This window comes from Paenibacillus sp. JGP012 (genome assembly GCF_014203995.1).
GTDB classification, from domain to species: domain Bacteria; phylum Bacillota; class Bacilli; order Paenibacillales; family Paenibacillaceae; genus Paenibacillus; species Paenibacillus silvae.
In genome coordinates, this window is record NZ_JACHKG010000007.1 from 60,843 (window position 1) to 79,992 (window position 19,150).

Sequence of the window (19,150 nt, forward strand, 5' to 3'; positions counted from 1 at the left end):
GTATATCATCGTAAATTATAAGTGGTTGAGATAAAAGTACAAATATTGCCTTGTTGGCCCTGCACTTTCTGTGCAGGGCTGTTGGCATTGTTTTTTGTACAAAATGGTGTGCGGCAGGAACGTTTTTCCCTGTATACTTAGATATATAAATGTACTTACGACGATTTCTAAAATGTGCACTTCAGTACGGGTTCAGGAGGATTACATGCAGCAAGAACAAACGGCTGGTTTCCAGGGCGACTGGCTTCAATTTATGATTATGACCAACAAACTGGAACTGCCTCCGCTGCCAGCGGATACGATGGATCGTCCGAGGCTTAGTTCACAATACACTGAAGTTATTCAGTCCAAAATGACCTTGCTGACTGCCCCCGCCGGCTCGGGGAAATCAACGTTACTAGGTAGTTGGCTGAGAAGCGCGGCAGGACATGCCGCCTGTGTCTGTCTGGATGAGAAGGATCAGGATCCCCTTCAGTTTTGGCTCTATATCATTCATGCCCTGGAACGCGTGAGGCAGGGGTTATGTGGAGATGTTCTGCCTTCGTTTTTGCAGCGATATGCAATTGATCCGAGATCAGCATTAATATTGTTGTTAAATCGTGCTGCTCAGAGCAGTCAGCATGCACTGCTTATTTTGGATGATTACCATGCCATAACGCGGCCGGAAATTCATGCGCAGATGCAGGAGTTTATTGAACACCTTCCTTCGTCTATTCATCTGGTCATATCGAGTCGCACGTATCCTGCGTTTAAGCTTGAGAAGCTGCGCCTCAGAGGAGAGTTGAAGCAGCTTACACTTCAGGAGCTTGCGTTTACAGCCGAGGAGGGCATTGAATTTTGCCAAAACGTTATGCATATGGAACATGCCAGCAGGGATGCGCTTGAGTGGGTACAACAGACGGAGGGATGGGCAGCGGGTCTGAAGCTGCTTGCTTTATCTCACACATTGAGCATAGACCCGGTCAAAAGTTCAATGCCCTTGATCTCCTCATCCCGATATCGTGCAAATGATGCAGAGACAGGAAACAGAGTCATTTCGGATTATTTGTTAGAAGAGGTATTCCAGCGTCAGTCATCGGAAATGCAGCGCTTTTTGCTTCGAACTTCGATAGCAAGAAGCATGAACAGCCATTTATGTCAGGTTTTAAGCGGTTTGGAAGAAGCTCCACAGTTGTTAAGACAGCTCGAGAAGGAGCATCTTTTTCTTATCCCGCTTGATCGGGAAGGCGTGTGGTATCGTTATCATCATTTATTTTCGGCATTTCTGAAGCGTGAGCTGCTGCGCAATCATTCAGCAGAGATAAATGATTTACATGGACTTGCCGCTCTGTGGTATGAACAGCAAGGCTCCCCATCCGAAGCGCTTGATCATTATATTCTTGGACAACATTTACAGGACGCGGCCAGGCTGCTGGAAGAGCTGTTTGCCCATTTTATTATGGGAGAGTGGTGGACGCTCCGTAAATATTTTGATGTTTTGCCGCTGGAGATTGTGAAGGCTCGTCCCAAGTTGTATATGTCTTATCTGTTTCTTGTTGCGCGCGAAATGCCTTACGGAGAAATGGTGAAGCAACTGGATGAGTTGGAGCAAGTCATCCGCGTGCGTCTTCAAGGGCAGGTTGCACCAGAAGTTATTGAATATTTGCTGCAAGTGATCTGCGTAATGAGGGCCTATGTGGCTTATCTTAATCGGGATTTGGAAGGACTATCGTCTTATCTCGTGTCTTATATTGATCAGGGCTACCCGGATGATATCGCTTTTCAGTATATGGACTATGATCGAAGAGAAAGTATGCGGCTGCGCAGCTTTCATGGCGTTCAGGGTTACTTGAGGAGAGCGGAGGCCTGTTTTGGAGCCATTACAAAACGCTGGTTTGCCGAGCCTGCCTATGTAACGTCCTACTATGGTGTTGGATATGGCGAGGTTTTAATGGAACAGGATCAGTTATTGGAAGCCGTGAAGTATGCGGACCTGGCCCTTGAAGTGGCTTTACAAATCAAGGTGGCGGCGCTGCTCGTTCCTGCATATGTTCTGAAAGCCAGAATTGAATTCAATTTGGGCAGACCTGAGGAGAGTGTCAAGCTGCTGCTGCAGGTCGAAAGTCTGTTATCTGTTAAGGATAAGGATTACTGGCAGCCGACTTTGGAAGCACATCGTAACCGAATAGGGCTTGAACTGAGTCCTGTGGACACCGCCACGCGTATTCTCGCTGACACTGTAGATGGAGATATTCATTCCTTTGAATTAAGCTGTGACCAACTCTTTCAGTGCATGGTTCGCATACGTGCAGCAATAATTGTTGAGCGGTATGATTACGCACGAGAGGAACTGAAACGAGTTCGTGAATACGCTGAACAACGTGATCTGTTGACTGAACAGATTGAATGCGGACTGTTAGAGTCCATATTACTGCAAAAGCAGGGATCTCCGGACGCTGGTATCACTGCGCTATCCCGTGCCCTGATTTTGGGGGAACCTGAGGGATATATCCGTTCGATTGTTGCTGAAGGAGCACAGCTGAAACATTTGCTGCAACAATACTTGCTTCTTCGCCGTACCAAGGCCATTCCGGATGACGGAGTGAAAATGACGTATGTGAAACAACTGCTGTCTGCTTTTGTCCGAGACCAAAAGGTACGTGGGCGTTCTGCAGCCTACGAAGTGAAGCAGGATCAGAAGGAAGTGGGGTTAAGCCCCATGGAGCAGAAAATATTTGCTCACATCTCAGAAGGCTTGACGAGCAAGCAGATTGCAGCCGAATTCGGGATATCACCTGGCACAGTAAATACACATATTCGCCGTGTGTTTGCCAAACTGGGAGCAAGCAGCCGTACACATGCCGTGCAGATTGCTGAGCAGCGTGGCTTGTTATAATGTGTGGAACAATGTCTACTTTTTTGTAGACTGTCTGAAAGATGAACTGTCTCCTACAATGAACATATTGAAATAACGCTCTGAACCTTCGGTGTCATCAGCGTTAAGATCCTGTAGGAGGTCGTGTATAGAAATGTCTAATCGTATATCCAATCGCAAAGGGTACGCTGAGCACAATAGGAAAAAGGTTTCGCCGTATTTGGCAGCCATGCTATCCTTGACGCTCATTGGAGCTCCAGGAGCAGTGAGTGCGGCTGATGACGCCACAAGCATTCAAGACTTGCAGCAGGCGGCACCATGGGCCAAGGAAGCCATTGAAAGGGCAGCCCAGCAGCAGTTGATTGTTCCAGACGGAGCAGGTCGTTTCAACCCGGGCGCATCCATGACAAGAGGGGAACTGGCACATATGCTCGCTCAGCTTCTGGAGATAGACACCTCATCGTCAAACCAACGTCCAGGTCAGTCATTTAAAGATCTGGAGCAAACGAGTGCGAACGGATCTTATATCTATGCTCTCCATTCATCTGGAATTATGAAGGGATATCCGGATGGAACGTTTCGGGCGAATGGTTTAGTGACCAGGGAAGAGCTAGCTGTTACGATGATTCGGACATTACAGAGCATAGGGTATGATGGGGTGTCCAATCAGCAGCAATCTTTATCATTTAAGGATACAGCTGTTATTAGTGCATGGGCTCTTCCCAGTGTGCAGCAGGCCGTTGAATTAGGTATCCTCAAGGGAGAGAACGGATATTTCGCGCCAAAACGCTCTACGTCCAGACAAGAAATGGCTGTTATTGCGGTGCGTGCAACGGAAGCAATTAAAGCATTGAATGAAGCAGCGGGTTCAGAACAGGGTGGTTCCAACCCGGCGTCCCCAAACCAAAATTCGGGCAAGGTAACAGAAACACAGGGTACGACATCAGGATCGGCTGGAACAGGGAATAGCACGGGGAACAATAACAGTAATACTGGAGCTACGCCAGGTGGAACAGCAGGTGGAGGAAGCGGATCAGGATCGGTTAATCCAAGTAACCCTGCTGGCCCCTCGAATCCTTCTAATCCAACTAATCCGTCAAATCCGGGAAGCGGTAACCGTGCGCCTGTTGTTGCTCCGGGAGGTTTGCCTGCTCAGGAATTGACGCTGGATCATCCTTTTAAAGAATGGCAAGCCTCCTCTTATTTCAGTGACCCGGATGGTGGAGCATTGAAGTATGTTGTCTTGTCGGGGGATGAGAATGTCGTATCCTATACTGTGATTGGGCAAGTGATTCGACTTGTACCGCGGAATGCCGGTGAGACGATGCTGACTATTCAAGCCGTGGATGACCAGGGTGCAAGTGTAACGGCACAGCTTCAGGTTAAAGTACAAGTGAATACGATTAGCCGTCAATTCCCTGATCCGCATTTGGCTGGAGCTATGGCGTACTGGCTGCAAAAGGATGTGAATGATCCGCTGACCAGAGAGGAACTGGCCGAGGCTCTTGTTCAGACGGATGGCGGATTGTATGCGACCAATGCAGGTATTTCCGATCTTACGGGTGTCGATATATTTAAAGGATTAAATGTCGTTGAAATTGATCTTTCCGGTAACGAAATAAGCAAAGCGGATGCCTCCGGATTTAAACAATTACGTTGGTTGAAACTATCAGGGAATAAGCTGAGTGAAATGAATGTTACAGGACTGGATCAGCTGCAGTATTTGAATCTGGCAAATAATCGGCTTACAGCGTTGGACGTGGGTGGACTACAAGCATTGCAGACTCTGGATGTGGAAGGGAATGAGCTTGTTCATCTGCCCGCCGGCATTACTGATTTGCCCGAACTGAAATACTTGAACGTCAGTGACAACCCGATACGTCTTAGAGAAGAGCCCGATTTCACAATGCATCATGCGCTGCTGCAGCGTTTGTCGATGTATGGTTTTGATGATGCTTCACCTGATGTGGTAGAGGCCCCTGCGGGGAATATCGCTTATGTAGGTGAAGGTGAGCTTGAAATCGACCTGTCTTACATGTTTGAAGATGAAGATGACGACAGGTCCACGCTTGTACTACAAGCTAAATCGCCTGATGCCCAATTGGCAGCTGTCAGAATGGATGGGCAGAAGATGTATGTTACTGCACTTGGAGCGAGCAGTCAGCCGGTTCGATTTGAGGTAGAAGCTACAGACCCTTTGGGCAAGCTTGGAATAGGTTACGTATATGTTGATCTGAAAGAAAAAGAATAGAGAATTGAAATCAGATTAAAATGATTTACAGTAGACGCACTTTCCTGTCAGGAAGGTGCGTTGTTTCTATTTTAGATCAAATTGTATAAGATGAAGTGGAGTCGTGTTCGAATGCAAACGATGGGAAGCAGCCCTGATTTATAATGAATTACATCATGACGAAAAGGGGAATAAAGAATGACACTTGTAAACATCACACCAAGCACAGCAGAGGATTCCGCATATGTTCGCCAGCAATTAATAGCTTATAACGCGGCACATGTGAACGAAGCGTTAAGAGATCGATACGAGGAGCTTCACTTCCATATTCGAAACGAAACGGGACAGATCGTGGCCGGGGTACTCAGCACGCTATGCTGGAACTGGGTAGAGCTGGATATTTTGTGGGTCGATGCGAACGAAAGACACAAAGGATATGGGACACAGCTGCTTCTGGAGGTTGAGCGTTTGGCCCGGGAGAAGGGCTGTGATTTCATCATGTTGAACACGTTCTCGTATCAGGCTCCGGAATTTTATCGAAAACACGGATATCAGCTCATGACCATGATTGAAAATGCACCCACGGGACACCAGCATTATTATTTCAAAAAGGATATTTCACCTGAGAACGGGAGTGATGTCTAACGATGATTACGATCAAGCAGATTGAACCACAGGATTTGCCGGGGCTAAACCAGCTATATCATGAATTAATGGGCACACCGCCCGATGAACAGCAGATGAATGAGCAGCAAATGCAAAAAACGTTTCAATATATGGAGAAGAACGGGCATTACTATGTGCTTGGAGCCTATGATCATAATGAGCTTGTTGGATCGGTCATGGGGATTGAGTGTATGGATTTAATGGGTTCATGCGAGCCATTTATGGTTGTAGAAAACGTCATTGTTTCGGATCGTGTACGCAGGCAGGGCATCGGACAGAAGCTGATGCTTCAGATTGAACAGATTGCGAAAGATCTGGGGTGTGCTTACATCATTCTGGTGTCCGGTGATCAGCGTAAGGAAGCGCATAGATTTTATGAGAAACTGGGCTTTAGGGACGAATTGGTTCAAGGGTATCGCAAACATTTGGAAGACAAGAAATAGGAGGAAGATGTGTTCCTCCACATCGTGAAAGAGGGAGTGAACCCTTAGCGGACGCTCTCTTTTTTTGTTACACTTTCAGAAAAAGAATACATAGGAGGTTACCGAAACATGCGTATCGTGGATAACATTAAGGTCTGGGGGGAACCGCTGGAGAATGCTGTGAGTCAGGCGGTAACTTGTTCCCAACATGGAGACGTGCTGGGTGTAGCTCTTATGGCCGACCATCACAAGGGATATTCGCAGCCGATTGGCGGGGTTGTTGCTTATCGCAACATGATCAGTCCATCCGGGGTAGGTTATGACATTGCCTGCGGTAACAAAGCTGTGCGCACCAATCTGATGTGGGACGATATTCGTGACCGGATTGCCGTCATTATGGATGATATTCAGACAACCATCTCATTCGGCGTAGGCCGTAACAACCCTACTCCAGTCGAGCATGAGCTGTTCGATGATCCGAGCTGGAAGCTTTTTGATTCGATCGAAAGCGGACTGCAGCAGAAGCTGAAAGTTCTGGCACGTAATCAACTTGGAACCGTGGGCAGCGGCAATCATTTTGTGGATATTTTCGTGGAGGAGAAGACGGGCAAGGTATGGATTGCCAATCATTTCGGCAGCCGTGGCTTCGGGCATAAAGTGGCGAGCGGGTTCCTCAATCTGGCAGCAAGACGAGAGTTCAGTGGTAAAGCTCCGGGTGAATCGATGGATCAGCCGCCAACCCTGTTTGATCTGGACAGTGAAATGGGTGATATGTATTGGGCAGGTATGACACTGGCTGGGCGTTATGCATATGCCGGACGAGATTACGTGATTGAGCAGGTGCTGGGTATCCTTGGTGCGAGTGCTGAATATGCCGTACATAATCATCATAACTTTGCGTGGAAAGAGCAGCATATGGGCGAGGAAGTCGTTGTTGTTCGTAAAGGGGCTACACCACTGGCTCCAGGGCAGCTTGGTTTTGTTGGTGGGAGCATGGGAGACATGTCCGTCATTGTGGAGGGTATCCAGAGTGAGGAAAATACCGATTCCTTCCGCAGCACGGTTCACGGAGCCGGGCGCATCATGAGTCGTACCCAGGCGGCAGGCAAAATGAATTATAAGCTCCGCAAACGTATGGGCGGCGAGATTAGTGAAGAGCAGATGCAGGCGGCGATTCGGGCTTACGGGGTAGAGCTTCGCGGAGCTGGCACGGATGAAAGCCCGTTCGTATACAAGAAATTGCAGGATGTGCTGACTGCACATGCAAATACGCTCAAAATCAATCATGTGCTGCGCCCGGTAGGCGTTGCGATGGCTGGAAGCAATGAGTTTGATCCTTACAAGGACTAATCAAGGTTTAATCAAAGGCTGATCGAGGACTCATCATTTTGAAGCAAACTCTGACATAAGAGAGGACGAACGCAATGAGAAATTGTGCAATATACAGCTCCCAGTTTGATCTGGAGCAGCTATATGAGATCATTCAATCCATCTATCCTGACGCTTCCATTCAGCGAGGAGAAGACCAGACGCACATTCAAGTGACCCGGAAAAAGTGGTTCAGCAAAAAAACGAAAGGTTTCAATATCATGACCAGCCAGACCCATCCCGAAGAGTTCGGCACGATGATTCAGGGCATGCTTGGTTTTCTAAGTCAGATCGAGGGGCGTAATGCTGCGCTTCAGGAAAAGGTACTGATCAAGTGCTCCACCCTGAACATGGTAATTGGCATTGAGACCGAGGAAGATATCTCGGAAGAGTTCTTTAACGAATTATTGCAGTTGGCTGAAGCGCTGGATGCCGTCATTTTCTGGGGAGGCGGCTCCCTGCTGAATGCTCAGGGTCAGCTGCTCCTGGATGTGAATGGTGAATCCGAGGTAGAGGATTACACGGTAACCGCACACACCAGTTATCTGGATGACACCCGCCCGCCTTCAGCGGATGCTTCAGAGCGCAAGGCACATTCAGAGCAGCGGCTGACAGAAGAGGGGATTCCGTATAATGTGAATCTGCCGGCACGAGCAGGGGAGAAAGACACGACGATTCGAACGAAGGAAGAGGTGGCGCAGCGTGCCGTTGCTCTCTGCCTGGCTGCACTGAAGGACGAGTGTCTGGGAGCAGGCGAAAGTGACGATGACACCGCAGCACTTGTGCAGGAAGTGATCGATAAATATGATGCATCCAGCTTTTTTTCTCCCGATGAAAAGTCATTTCTGGATCAGCATGGAGCAGAGCAGCAGGATGTCATTCGTTTCTCCTGGGGATATGAGGCATACCATGTCATGTTATGGGCTCTTGGGTACGTAGAGGAATTGGGTGCACCGACAGAGCTGTGTAACGTAAGCAAGGATGTCGGTTATTTACAGCAAAAGGATAGCTTTGCGGAATTTCTATCAGAAGCCACACTGCGTAGCAAAAACGAAATTCTGGATGAGGCCGACCTGATTTATCGGTACAACTGGGTGTGTGTGAACAGCCGGATTAAAGGGGAAGCTGCGCCTGCCGGGCTCAATCCCGGTGTAGCCTATGAACGGCATCGCGCACTCAACTGGCTGATCTGTTATCTCGATCAGGATTGGGACGAGGTGCGTACGGATACGTAACAAAAAGCCACGAAACTGATCGATTCGATCTGATTCGTGGCTTTTATCTTATACGTGCTCATGTTGAACAAGGTTGCTATAGAGTGTTATGGAGTGCTTGAGGGTTACGGTTTAAGGGGAACATTCGTTTCCAGCTCTTTGATATATGTCTTATCGCCGCTGCTCAAAACTCTGCCCTTTTCGTCCAGCTTCTCTCCTACAACGCTCCAATTGTCCGTGTTGACTGTGAATGTGTACGGTTTGATCGTCACTGATTTTGCGTTTGGACTGATCGCATCATACAATTCATCCACTTGATACTCCAGATCGGGAGCCCTGTGGAAGAAGCCAAGCTTCCGTTGATTCAGAACTTTGCCTTGATCGTCTACGATCTCATAGTACATCATGGTCGGAGCATATTTTCCTGTTTGCTCAGAGGAAGCGGGCACCTTTCCCGTGCTTTCGAGAATTAGGCGTGTATTGGTTACGGTAGATTCTATTTTTTGCAAGGTGTAACTGAAATTTTCGTAGCTTTTTGTCTCATTCGGTTGAATGACAAGTTTGGTGTCACTGATTTTTACGGGTACTTTGAATTCAAAAGGTTCCTCTACCCGAGTTACTTTTGTCCGAACGGTAAGCTCAAATTCATTAGGCAGTGAGCCTAGATTCGTATATTCAGCAAACACAGCGTTTGAGTTGCCGATATCATCTCCAAAAGAGCGAAAGGACTTCAACTCTTCATTGTTAATAAAGGTTTCAGGTGCTGTGACATAGCCCTTCTTCTGCTGCTGTTCCGGTACCTGGCGAGATTTCTTCCATTCGTTGTCTCCCGAAATAATCTCGCTTTCCATAGGAATGTACGGGCTAGGGACTTCCTGCGGGAGATGCTCTCCGGCACGTTCAATGGTGTAGCTCAGACGGGTTCCGTCATATAATACGTTTGTAAGTGTTAAGGTCACTCCGTCTTTGGTGATCTGTTTCAGCGGCTGTGTCAGGATACCTTGATCCACTGCTCGTCCAATCTCGTCAGAACTCAGCCCGTAGAACATAGATCCGATTCCTGGAATTTGTTTCAATGCACTAGCCATTGTTGGTGATACGAATCCTGCGCCTATAGCACCTGCGCCCATAACTGCAGCAATGGAGGCTGCGGTTAACGTCCGTTTTAGTATTGTAGATCCATTCCGTGGTTTGTTCATGTTTCTTCCTCCGATTTGATTCATAATTTCACTGCTCATACTATGTCGCGGCATGGGTGTGTTGCGTATTCGCTGCTCCAATTCTTCAAGCCGCTGGTCAGGAAAAGGGCTGGGCTGTTTGTCCATGCAGTTGTCCTCCTTTGGTTGTCTGCTCCATCAGTTTACGGCGAAGACGTTCGTACTTCTTGCGCAGGGTAGCAGACCTGGTATTCATAATGATGGCAATCTCCTCAAAGGTGTACTGTTCCACAGCCTTCAACAGCAGGATGTGACGTTCTTCCGGTGTCAAATATTCCATGAGCTCTTCAATAACTGTTGCATAAGGATATTCCTGTACGACAGGTTTGTGGTGTTTATACTCATCCACCAGCTTCAACCAGCGGCTGTGCCTTTTCTTCATATTCATCAAATGATTGTAGGCTACTTTATACAGCCACGAGGAGAAGCTGACCTTTCTTTTATAACTACTCAGATTCTCGTAGGCCCGGATGAAAATCTCCTGTACAGCATCCTCAGTCTCTTGATGATCTTTAAGAATGTAATAACAATAGGTGTACATCTGACGCTCGAATTCCTGTATGATCAGCTCATAGGCTTCTTTTTCGCCAGTGATCACTCGCTGTACAGCTCGTTCGATTCGTTCATTTTTTTCTTTCCTAACCTGCATGTCCCCGGGGATGGCGGCCTGCATGGGCTCACCTCCTTGTCTTGATGTTTATATAACAATCTGAAAGAGTTCATCTGTGACATGATTAAAAGTTATTTTGTGATGTGAATTGAGGTTATTTTGTAATGTTAACTTTCATTTCTAATTCCTTGATGTATGTTTTCGTTCCGGAGCTAACGATTTTCCCGTTTTTGTCCACTTTTTCTCCGACAATGCTCCAATCCGAAGGTTTTACTGTGAAGGTGTAAGGTTTGATTGTGATCGACTTGGTTTGCGGACTGACGGCATCATATAGTTCGTCAATGTGATACGTCGTGCCGGGCTTTTTGGAATAGAAACTTAATTGTTTCTGCTTCAGCGTCTTGCCCTGGTCATCTACCATGTCGTAATACATCATGGTTGGTGCATATACCCCCGTTTGCTTGGAGGAAGCAGGTACTTTTCCTTGGCTATCCAGCACGAGTTGGGTCTGGGTAGAAGTTACATTTATTTTTTTTACTGTATAACTGAAGCCTTTGCTTTCCTTTGTCTGATTCGGTTTGATTTGAATGATTCCGTTTTGTTTCTTAACAGGAATCTTAAACTCGAAGAACTCCTTAATGCTGCTTACAGGCATTCGAAGGGTCAATTCAAATTGGTCTGGAAGAGAGTCGGATTTATATTCCAAAATGGCACTATTTTTTTCTTTTACATGACTACGTAATCCAAACGTGGCTTTATTGTCTTTTTGACCATTGATTAGAATTTCAGGTGTCTTCAGATGGCCTTTCACGATATTTTTTTGATTATAGGAAGCCATCATTCCCTCAGGCAGACCCTTGCCTTCACGTTTTATCGTTATTTTTAGTAACAAACCATCATACTCTACCTCAGACAACGTAAGTTTAACCCCATCATGAGTTACACTTTTGGCGTTTGCCTTACTTGCTTGAGCTGCTTCTGCTGTAGATGAAAAGTTCCACAATGCTCCTGTTCCTGTCGTTGTTACAGCCGCAGCCATAAAACAAGCCACAGCCACTCTTCTTAATGAGAGGTTCTTCCTCATTTGATCTTTCATGCTTTTCCTCCTATGTCATATGATTATCCGGATATCTATGTAACAATTCTGATCTTGATATTGTGACATGAATAGAATAAGAGACCTTATAGACGGAGCATGGAGCATGAGTTATGTCTTTTTATGTATCAGTTCGGTCTAAGATACGCTGTAATAGAGAGGGATTTATTAAGGATAAGAAAAAAGCCGCAGAACGTTCTCTACGGCGTTTAAAAATATGAGAAGCTCGTCAAACGGACCATTAACTAGCCGAGTGAGTAAGGAGGGTTTTAATTGCGGGATACAAATTCAGGCTGTTTGTAAATAGAATGTACGATTGCTGAGTGGTACGGATCAAAATCCGTTCGGTGGTGCCGTTGACAGGCCCGATCCGAATCGCGGAAGGTTCACTGCCTCCGTATGTATCGTCCAGCGTGACAGATGTGATCTGTGCAAAAGGGATTTCAATTTTGGAAAATTGCCAACGGATAACCAGTCGATCCTCTACTTGTTTTGCGCTTACACCAAACATCAAATGACCTCCTTGATCTAAGAAGTTAAAATAGTTGGATGAGAATAGTTTAGTTTTAGTATATCATTTTTGGTTAAAAATCCCTAATTAATATAGGTGGAGTCAGGTATGGGGTTAAATACATCATTGACCTAATGGGGATATAGGAGATGAGCTGTATGGAATGCCTGGATGCGTATCATTATTTTGAAAAAGGGAGAGGCCCTTTCTGCAATCTCTCCAGTTTATCCCTGGAAGAGTCAGAGACAATCTCGCAGCAGATTCGGGAGAACGGACGAACTTTTGCCAGTCAGCGGTCTGCTGAGTATATGGCTATCAGAAGGGAGCTTGAGCAGATGGCATTTGCGAAGTTTCTGGCCAAAGGAGGTCAGCCGGTTCAACCCTACCCGCAATATCTGACCCTTGGTGAATGCCCTTGGCTTGAATCCTGGTACTTGGAACCAAAACATGTTATCATTCCGTGGCATAAGCTGCCGGCAGAGGTTGTGAGCTTCACGTATGGCGATCTCTTTCCAACGATGCGTTATGCCGATGATAAACCTTATCGCAAGCAGGTCTTTACCAAACATGAAATCATTGAACAGATACAGACCTATGGCTTTCCGCAGGATTGGAATCGAACGGGCGAGCAGGGGCCCGAACGATATATTGAGGTTCAGGTCTGGGACAATCGGGTTATTGATGCCTTTCGTTAAGTTTGCTGATTAAGCTGGATTTGCTCGGAGGAATAATCCAAGCTAATGACTTTGAAAGCCGAGTCCATTGTCAATTCGCAATGACCGATTCAATCTCCAGCCGCTTTAAATGTTCAAGCCATTCTAAAGGACAGCCTGCATCTGTGATGACCATGGAAATATGCTCCAGAGCTGCGATTTTAGCAAAAGTCGAGCGTCCAAACTTGCTATGATCGGCCACTAAAATCGCTTCTTCTGCCCGTTCAATCATTTTACGAGAGATCAGCGCTTCCTCCAGTACATAATCGGTGATGCCGTCCGAGAACGAAATACCACCGGCCGAGATGAAGGCTTTGTTCACTTTGAATTGATCCAGCATCTCATGAGCCGCAGGGCCGGTAGACGCTTGCACCGCCTTATGAATTTCTCCCCCGGCAAAAATGATTTTCCCTGCAAAGGACTCCATGGCCATGGTCAGAACGGGAACTGAATTGGTAATGACCGTGACCTGAGAACGATGCTGCAGATGCCGCATAATTTCAATCGGAGTAGTGCCATTGTCGAGCATAATCGTTTCACCGTCTTCAACGAGTGCAGCGGCAGCGGCGCCAATAGACTGTTTTTCCTGGAGCTGAAGCTGTGAACGCTTTTGAAAAGGGGCCTCCACCATGCCTGAGCGCACACGTACAGCGCCCCCATACACTTTACGCAGCTCGCCTTCTTTCTCCAGACGGTCCAGATCACGTCGAATCGTCTCGGTAGACACCTGAAACAGCTGAGCCAATGTCTGCACCTGAACTTTGCCTTGTGTGGCAAGCTGGGCAAGAATAGTATGTTTTCGTTCCTCGTATGTTAATGACATCTGGTCCGCCCTCCTTATATTCTCAATCTTTAATTGTTGTGGATTGTTGTTGTTTCTTCTAGTGTAATTTTGATGATAGTCTGCTGTCAATTTCAAACAGGAAAAGCAACTTATATTCCGCTGGAAATATATATTGAAAGATATATTGACAGCTGTATCAAGTAAGAGTAGCATCATATAAAACAACTTAAAACCACATGAAAAAAACTAAAAACCACGGTGATTTGCTTACAATCACACAAAGGGTTAAGAGTAATTCCGGGGAGGACGAAACATTTGAAACCGCATCTTTCTTTTCGCGAAAATAGCACCTTTACCATCGTACAATTCACCGATCTGCATTGGAAGGACGGACGGCCTGAGGATCTTCGCACCCGGCGGATGATGCAGAGCATCATCGAGCTGGAGCAGCCTGATCTCGTTGTGTTTACTGGCGATGTGATCTACACCGGGCCTGTCGAGCCGGGAAACAAGGCATGCGAGCATCCAGAGCAGGCCTTCCGTGATGCCGTCTCGGTTGTAGAGCAGAGCGGAGTACCGTGGGCTTTTGTGTTCGGCAACCATGATGCCGAGCAGCGAATCACCCAGACGGAGCTCATGCAGGTTGTTCAGGAACATGCGTACAGCGTGACAGAAGAGGGACCGCGTGACATTGCGGGGCTGGGCAATTACACGCTGGAGATTGCCGGGGCTGATGGCCTTCCGGCAGCTGTCCTGTACCTGCTCGATTCGGGGAGTTATTCAACCGTGGAATCGATCCCGGGTTATGACTGGATTCAGCAGAGTCAGCTGCGGTGGCTGATGGATGAATCCATACGCGTCAATCCCGGCCGCAGTCGCGGGGATAAGCTGCCAGCCTTGGCGTTTTTACATATTCCGATCCCGGAATATCAGACGATGTGGGATACGCAGACCTGTTATGGCCATAAATTTGAACCCGTCTGCGCAGCACAAGTTAATTCAGGGTTGTTCGCTGCGCTGCTGGAGATGGGGGATGTGATGGGCACGTTCTGCGGGCATGATCATGTGAATGATTTTCACGGGCAGTATCACGGAATTCATCTCTGCTACGGACGTTCCAGCGGTCACAGTACCTATGGAAGAGATGGCATGCTGCGCGGGGGGCGTGTCATTCGATTGCGGGAAGGTGAGCGCACGTTTGATACCTGGCTGCGTCTGGAGGACGGATCGGTAGTGAAGGAGCAGCCGGAGCATCAGCCTGAGATTCATTAGAAGCTGCATGCGTGAGCAAGAGAACAAGAGAGGAATATGAACAGCATGATTTTACCTTTAATTCTGGTGCTTGCTTCGGGGATGGCGCATGCCGTCTGGAGTATGTTTACGAAGCGGAGTTTGAACAAAAGTGTGTTTTTGTGGTCCATTATGATGATCCCAACAGTGCTGCTGCTGCCTGTGCTAGTGATGGAATTGTCCCGTGAGCCGCTGACGATGCCAGTCTATATGCTGTTAATCTTGTCGATGGGGCTGCAGGCATTGTATTCGTGGTTGTTGTCCCGAACGTATGAGCTTGGCGATCTGTCCCAGATTTATCCGATTATGCGGGGAACGAGCACACTGCTGGTGCCTTTGATCGGGGTGGCTTTTCTAGGGGAAAAGCTGTCTGTATACGGCTGGATGGGTATCGCCTGCATGATTGTCGGGTTCACGATTCTCAGCGGCATAGGGAACCGGAGGCATGCTTCCGGTTCTGGAGCTGGAGTCCAGGGGGCAAAGCCGATACTTATGGCCTTATGTGTTGGGCTTTGTACGACCAGTTACGTCTTTGTAGATAAATTGAATTTGCAGCATATTTCGCCTCTGGCACTGCTGGAAGTAACAAACATCGGCTTTGTGGCGGGGTTAACACCGGCCCTGCTCGCTTCGGGCGGCCTGCGGCGAGAGTGGAAGCTGAATCGTTCAACCATTATGCTGGGAGCTTTGCTGAACCCGGGCTCATATCTGCTTTTTCTGTTTGCGCTGGAGCAGGCCCCGATGGCCAGGCTGGGTCCGCTGCGGGAAGTGGGAACCGTGTTTGCGGCTTTTCTCGGTATATGGTTATTAAAAGAACAGCAGGGCATGAAACGTATTCTATGTTCCATCGTGATTTTTGGCGGAATTCTGCTGATTGGTATGTGGGGGTAAGTTTCTGGAAAGCCAAGATCAGGTTCGACTGGACAGATGAAAGCAAGATAAGACAGGCTTCTGCTCGCTGTATCCTGTATGATAGGGAGCAAGGAGTGATGTAACGTATGAACTGGATTGAATCCATACAGAAGTCTGTACACTATATAGAAGAACATTTGCTGGAGTCTGTGACGGTGGAAAAGGTTGCAGCACAGGCACATATGTCAGCGTTTCATTTTCAGCGTATCTTTGCTCTGATGACGGATGTGACCGTGGCCGAATATATCCGGCGCAGAAGGCTGACACTTGCTGCCCATGAATTGCTGCAAGGGGATTACAGAATTGTGGACGTGGCACTCAAGTATGGCTATGAGACACCGGAATCCTTTTCCAAAGCATTTCAGAGACAACATGGCGTTACACCAAGTGAGCTGCGAAAATCCGGTGCACCCGTTCAGTCGTATAATCGTCTGGTTATTCAAGTAAGTTTGCAGGGGGTCGAGCCAATGAAGGTTCAACTTGTTGAGCAAGGGGCCTTTTCCATTACAGGTGTCAGACAAACGTTCTCTTACGTGGACGGACAGCATTTGCAGGGGATTGGAACGATGTGGCAGGAGACATATAAGAGTGGCATGGAGGATCGAATTGGTGCGCTGAATGACGGAGTGATTCCGGGTTTGCTTGGCGTCTGCGTGGATCAGGGTGAAATTCAGGACAAACAGATGGAATACTGGATTGCCACAACCTATACAGGCGAGCAGCAAGAAGGACTATCTGTATTAACGCTGCCAGCCAGCAATTGGGCGGTATTTGAGGTTCAGGAGCCCATGCCCCAAGGCATGCAAAAGCTGTGGAAGCGAATTGTAACGGAATGGTTTCCGTCCAACCCTTATGAACATGCCTGGCTGCCGGAGCTTGAGGTTTATCGGGGCATGTACGATGCGCCTCAGATCTGGATACCGATTAAATAAAATGCTTCAATCACAACTCCTCTCAGGAACCGTAGTTTTCAATGTGCATTCGCTGTGGATGTGCTTGGAAATATCAGCTTGAGGGGAGTTGTTTATTTTATTCGAGAGATAGAAACATGGTATATTGGAAAATAGCAAAGAAAAGAGTAGTTGATCTCTCTTTGAGTGAGCAGGCTTGAGTTAGGGAGGGAATGCCGTGCAGTACGAGGAACAGCTGGTCAGAACACTGCGGCAGCAGGAACAGATCATACAGGATTTGCGACGTGTGCGTGAGCTTCAGCTGCCCGATTGTTATATCGGTGCGGGCTATATTCGTAATTACATATGGGATGAGCTTCATGGATATGCGAGACGAGAGCTGCACAGTGATATTGATGTAGTTTATTATGATGCCACGAATCTGTCTGAAGCACGGGATAGCCAGCTTGAGCGTGAGCTTTGTGCTGTTACAGGCAATGACAAGTGGTCGGTGAAAAACCAGGCGAGAATGCATCTGCGAAATGGTGACGCACCGTATCAGTCTACAGAGGATGCACTGCGTTATTGGCCGGAGTGTGTAACAGCCATCGCGGTGCGGCTGGATGCACAAGATCAAATCAGGATATGTGCTCCTTATGGGCTAGAGGATTTATATATGCTGGTTGTGCGCAAAAGCCCTTCTTTCGCGGATACAGCCTATTATAACAAGCGTGTTCTTCAAAAAAACTGGAACGAACACTGGCCTAAACTGACGATTGTACGGGCATAAGTATAGAAGGGAGTGGTACTGTATTGATTCTGAAGTTTATACGGGAGAAGGGACACATTTTTGATCTGATTCTGCTGGTTTGTCTGGCGTTTTTTCTGGTATTCTGGGGCTGGAACTTCGCCGTGCAATTTTTTACGTTAATAACTGCAGCATTCATCCTATTAAGACGCATCAATTACGAGAAATATATCTGGCTGAAGCGCATACTGCTGACCGGGTTCGGAATCGTGGCTGTTTCTTTCGTTATTATAGAGGCACTTGTGTTCACCCAGCTGGGGTCAAAGGATACGGAGCAAGCCGATTATGTTATCATTCTGGGCTCGGGGATCAAAGGCACGGAATTGACGTTGACTTTGCAGCAGCGACTTGATGCCAGTCTGGAATATATCCGCAGTCATCCGCAGATTCCGGTAATTGTATCCGGGGGACAAGGGCCTGGTGAATCCATTCCTGAAGCGCTTGCCATGAGAAATTATTTGGTGGATCAGGGCATCGATCCTGCTCAGATCACGATGGAGGACCGCTCGACCACAACACAGGAGAATCTGGCTTTTTCCAAAAAAATAATGGATGCTGCGGGGATTGAACATCCCGAAATTATGATTGTAACGAGTGACTACCATATGTTCAGAGCGAAATATATCGCTGCCAAAAACGGCTACGCCGCTGAATACGGCATATCCGCCCCCTCGCCTGGTTATCTGAAGCCGATCAATATGATCCGTGAATATTTTGGCACGATCAAGGCACTGCTTTACTTGTTTATTCACTGAGCGTGCATGCGTGATAATTCCTTTATTTACTAACTATATCAAGCAATGCCTGCTGCAAGTGAGCGGAGCATTGCTTTTTTCGTGATATAATATACGACAATCATACAAGAATGAGGCAGGAGTGAACGATGATTACAGCATATCAATTACCCGCTTTGGCGGAGCAAAAAAAGGTTACGAACGATGAGATGCAGGATATTATACGCATGCTGGCCCATGCGCCTTTATTATATGATGACGGGCGGCACATTAGGGTTGAGGATTACCTGGGAGGTCTGGAGAGCCAACTGAAGCATGATACTCGCCAAGCCGCGATCGAGCTGTATGAACTGGGTGTCAAGGCGTGTCGCCAATTTCAGGATTCCTTTCATTACGAGCAGCTTCAGGATGTGCTTGGACTGCAAGCGGAGTTATGGCAGGAAGGGATTTTTGCGCTGCACGACTGGATGAACTGGCTGAAGCAGATCGGTGAGGGGCAGCAAATTCTGCCAGAGTATGATTTTGCTGCAATGCTGGGTGAACTGCCTGAAGGTTATATGATTCATGATTTCCATGATGAGCTTCAATATCGGCTTGAACAGGATGCTGCAAATGTCTGGGCCAATGAAGAGCGAAACAAGCTCTATGTTGGGCTTGGTGTGAAGTAAGGTGCTTCACTGTTTGGTTAGATCGCTGCGGGAGCAGCTTGTTTCAAACGTGAATCGGGTGTCTGAATAAAGCTGTAGAGATGTATGTGTATAGTGGCCCAAGCAAGCCAGGAAAAATGTGTGCGCGGCGTCAAACGAAATGCTCCATAGTGTTGTTTAATCT

Annotated in this window: 18 protein-coding genes; 13 read left to right on the forward strand and 5 right to left on the reverse strand. The window is 47.4% G+C overall.

All coding sequences use genetic code 11. The features are described from left to right. Positions 1-205 precede the first annotated feature (205 nt). From HNR77_RS11285 to HNR77_RS11310, 6 genes are all read left to right on the forward strand, one after another. Positions 206-2,875 carry a winged helix-turn-helix domain-containing protein gene (locus HNR77_RS11285; RefSeq protein WP_184183841.1) on the forward strand — a complete coding sequence of 890 codons (2,670 nt, stop codon included), beginning with the start codon at positions 206-208 and terminating at the stop codon, positions 2,873-2,875. A 133-nt stretch (positions 2,876-3,008) separates the two neighbouring features. Further along, positions 3,009-5,105: an S-layer homology domain-containing protein gene (locus HNR77_RS11290; protein WP_184183844.1), complete on the forward strand. Its 2,097-nt coding sequence runs from the start codon at positions 3,009-3,011 to the stop codon at positions 5,103-5,105. Positions 5,106-5,282: 177 nt separating this feature from the next. After that, entirely contained in the window at positions 5,283-5,729 is a 447-nt protein-coding gene (locus HNR77_RS11295; RefSeq protein WP_184183847.1) for a GNAT family N-acetyltransferase, read from the forward strand. A 2-nt stretch (positions 5,730-5,731) separates the two neighbouring features. Next, positions 5,732-6,193 carry a GNAT family N-acetyltransferase gene (locus HNR77_RS11300; RefSeq protein WP_184183850.1) on the forward strand — a complete coding sequence of 154 codons (462 nt, stop codon included), beginning with the start codon at positions 5,732-5,734 and terminating at the stop codon, positions 6,191-6,193. 108 nt (positions 6,194-6,301) lie between these two features. Beyond that, positions 6,302-7,522, forward strand: coding sequence for an RtcB family protein (locus HNR77_RS11305; protein ID WP_184183853.1), 1,221 nt, complete (start codon positions 6,302-6,304; stop codon positions 7,520-7,522). 74 nt (positions 7,523-7,596) lie between these two features. Continuing rightward, complete coding sequence (locus tag HNR77_RS11310) at positions 7,597-8,775, forward strand: DUF4272 domain-containing protein (protein WP_184183856.1); 1,179 nt, start codon at positions 7,597-7,599, stop codon at positions 8,773-8,775. A 104-nt stretch (positions 8,776-8,879) separates the two neighbouring features. On the opposite strand, the gene HNR77_RS11315 is transcribed toward HNR77_RS11310, so the two are convergent. The 4 genes from HNR77_RS11315 to HNR77_RS11330 all read right to left on the reverse strand — a co-directional run bounded on the left by HNR77_RS11315 (position 8,880) and on the right by HNR77_RS11330 (position 12,188). Next, the gene (locus HNR77_RS11315) at positions 8,880-10,079 is read right to left on the reverse strand and encodes a DUF4179 domain-containing protein (protein ID WP_184183858.1); all 1,200 of its coding nucleotides are present in this window, start codon (positions 10,077-10,079) and stop codon (positions 8,880-8,882) included. Continuing rightward, on the reverse strand, positions 10,051-10,644 hold the full coding sequence (locus HNR77_RS11320) for an RNA polymerase sigma factor (protein WP_184183860.1): 594 nt from the start codon (positions 10,642-10,644) through the stop codon (positions 10,051-10,053). The genes HNR77_RS11315 and HNR77_RS11320 overlap by 29 nt, the downstream gene beginning before the upstream one ends. Positions 10,645-10,735: 91 nt before the next feature. Further along, positions 10,736-11,677 carry a DUF5643 domain-containing protein gene (locus HNR77_RS11325; RefSeq protein WP_184183862.1) on the reverse strand — a complete coding sequence of 314 codons (942 nt, stop codon included), beginning with the start codon at positions 11,675-11,677 and terminating at the stop codon, positions 10,736-10,738. Between the two features lie 241 nt (positions 11,678-11,918). After that, positions 11,919-12,188 (reverse strand): SunI/YnzG family protein, encoded by a 270-nt coding sequence (locus HNR77_RS11330; RefSeq protein WP_184183864.1) that lies wholly within the window; start codon positions 12,186-12,188, stop codon positions 11,919-11,921. 158 nt (positions 12,189-12,346) lie between these two features. Here HNR77_RS11330 and HNR77_RS11335 point away from each other — a divergent pair, with 158 nt between their 5' ends. Further along, a complete protein-coding gene (locus HNR77_RS11335) occupies positions 12,347-12,883 on the forward strand; it encodes a hypothetical protein (protein WP_184183866.1) in 537 nt (178 codons plus the stop codon). A 70-nt stretch (positions 12,884-12,953) separates the two neighbouring features. Here the strand turns inward: HNR77_RS11335 and HNR77_RS11340 are convergent, their stop codons facing one another. After that, positions 12,954-13,724, reverse strand: a complete 771-nt coding sequence (locus HNR77_RS11340; RefSeq protein ID WP_184183867.1) for a DeoR/GlpR family DNA-binding transcription regulator — start codon at positions 13,722-13,724, stop codon at positions 12,954-12,956. Between the two features lie 276 nt (positions 13,725-14,000). Between HNR77_RS11340 and HNR77_RS11345 the strand changes: the two genes are divergently transcribed. The 6 genes from HNR77_RS11345 (at position 14,001) to HNR77_RS11370 (ending at position 18,987) form a co-directional block, all read left to right on the forward strand. Then, positions 14,001-14,957 carry a metallophosphoesterase family protein gene (locus HNR77_RS11345; RefSeq protein WP_184183869.1) on the forward strand — a complete coding sequence of 319 codons (957 nt, stop codon included), beginning with the start codon at positions 14,001-14,003 and terminating at the stop codon, positions 14,955-14,957. 36 nt (positions 14,958-14,993) lie between these two features. Beyond that, positions 14,994-15,866 (forward strand): DMT family transporter, encoded by an 873-nt coding sequence (locus HNR77_RS11350; protein WP_260410506.1) that lies wholly within the window; start codon positions 14,994-14,996, stop codon positions 15,864-15,866. A gap of 107 nt (positions 15,867-15,973) precedes the next feature. After that, positions 15,974-16,819 (forward strand): AraC family transcriptional regulator, encoded by an 846-nt coding sequence (locus tag HNR77_RS11355; RefSeq protein ID WP_184183874.1) that lies wholly within the window; start codon positions 15,974-15,976, stop codon positions 16,817-16,819. A 196-nt stretch (positions 16,820-17,015) separates the two neighbouring features. Next, a complete protein-coding gene (locus tag HNR77_RS11360) occupies positions 17,016-17,567 on the forward strand; it encodes a nucleotidyltransferase family protein (protein WP_184183877.1) in 552 nt (183 codons plus the stop codon). A 23-nt stretch (positions 17,568-17,590) separates the two neighbouring features. After that, the gene (locus HNR77_RS11365; RefSeq protein ID WP_184183879.1) at positions 17,591-18,340 is read left to right on the forward strand and encodes a YdcF family protein; all 750 of its coding nucleotides are present in this window, start codon (positions 17,591-17,593) and stop codon (positions 18,338-18,340) included. Positions 18,341-18,468: 128 nt separating this feature from the next. Further along, a complete protein-coding gene (locus HNR77_RS11370) occupies positions 18,469-18,987 on the forward strand; it encodes a BAR domain-containing protein (RefSeq protein WP_184183882.1) in 519 nt (172 codons plus the stop codon). Positions 18,988-19,150: the final 163 nt, after the last annotated feature.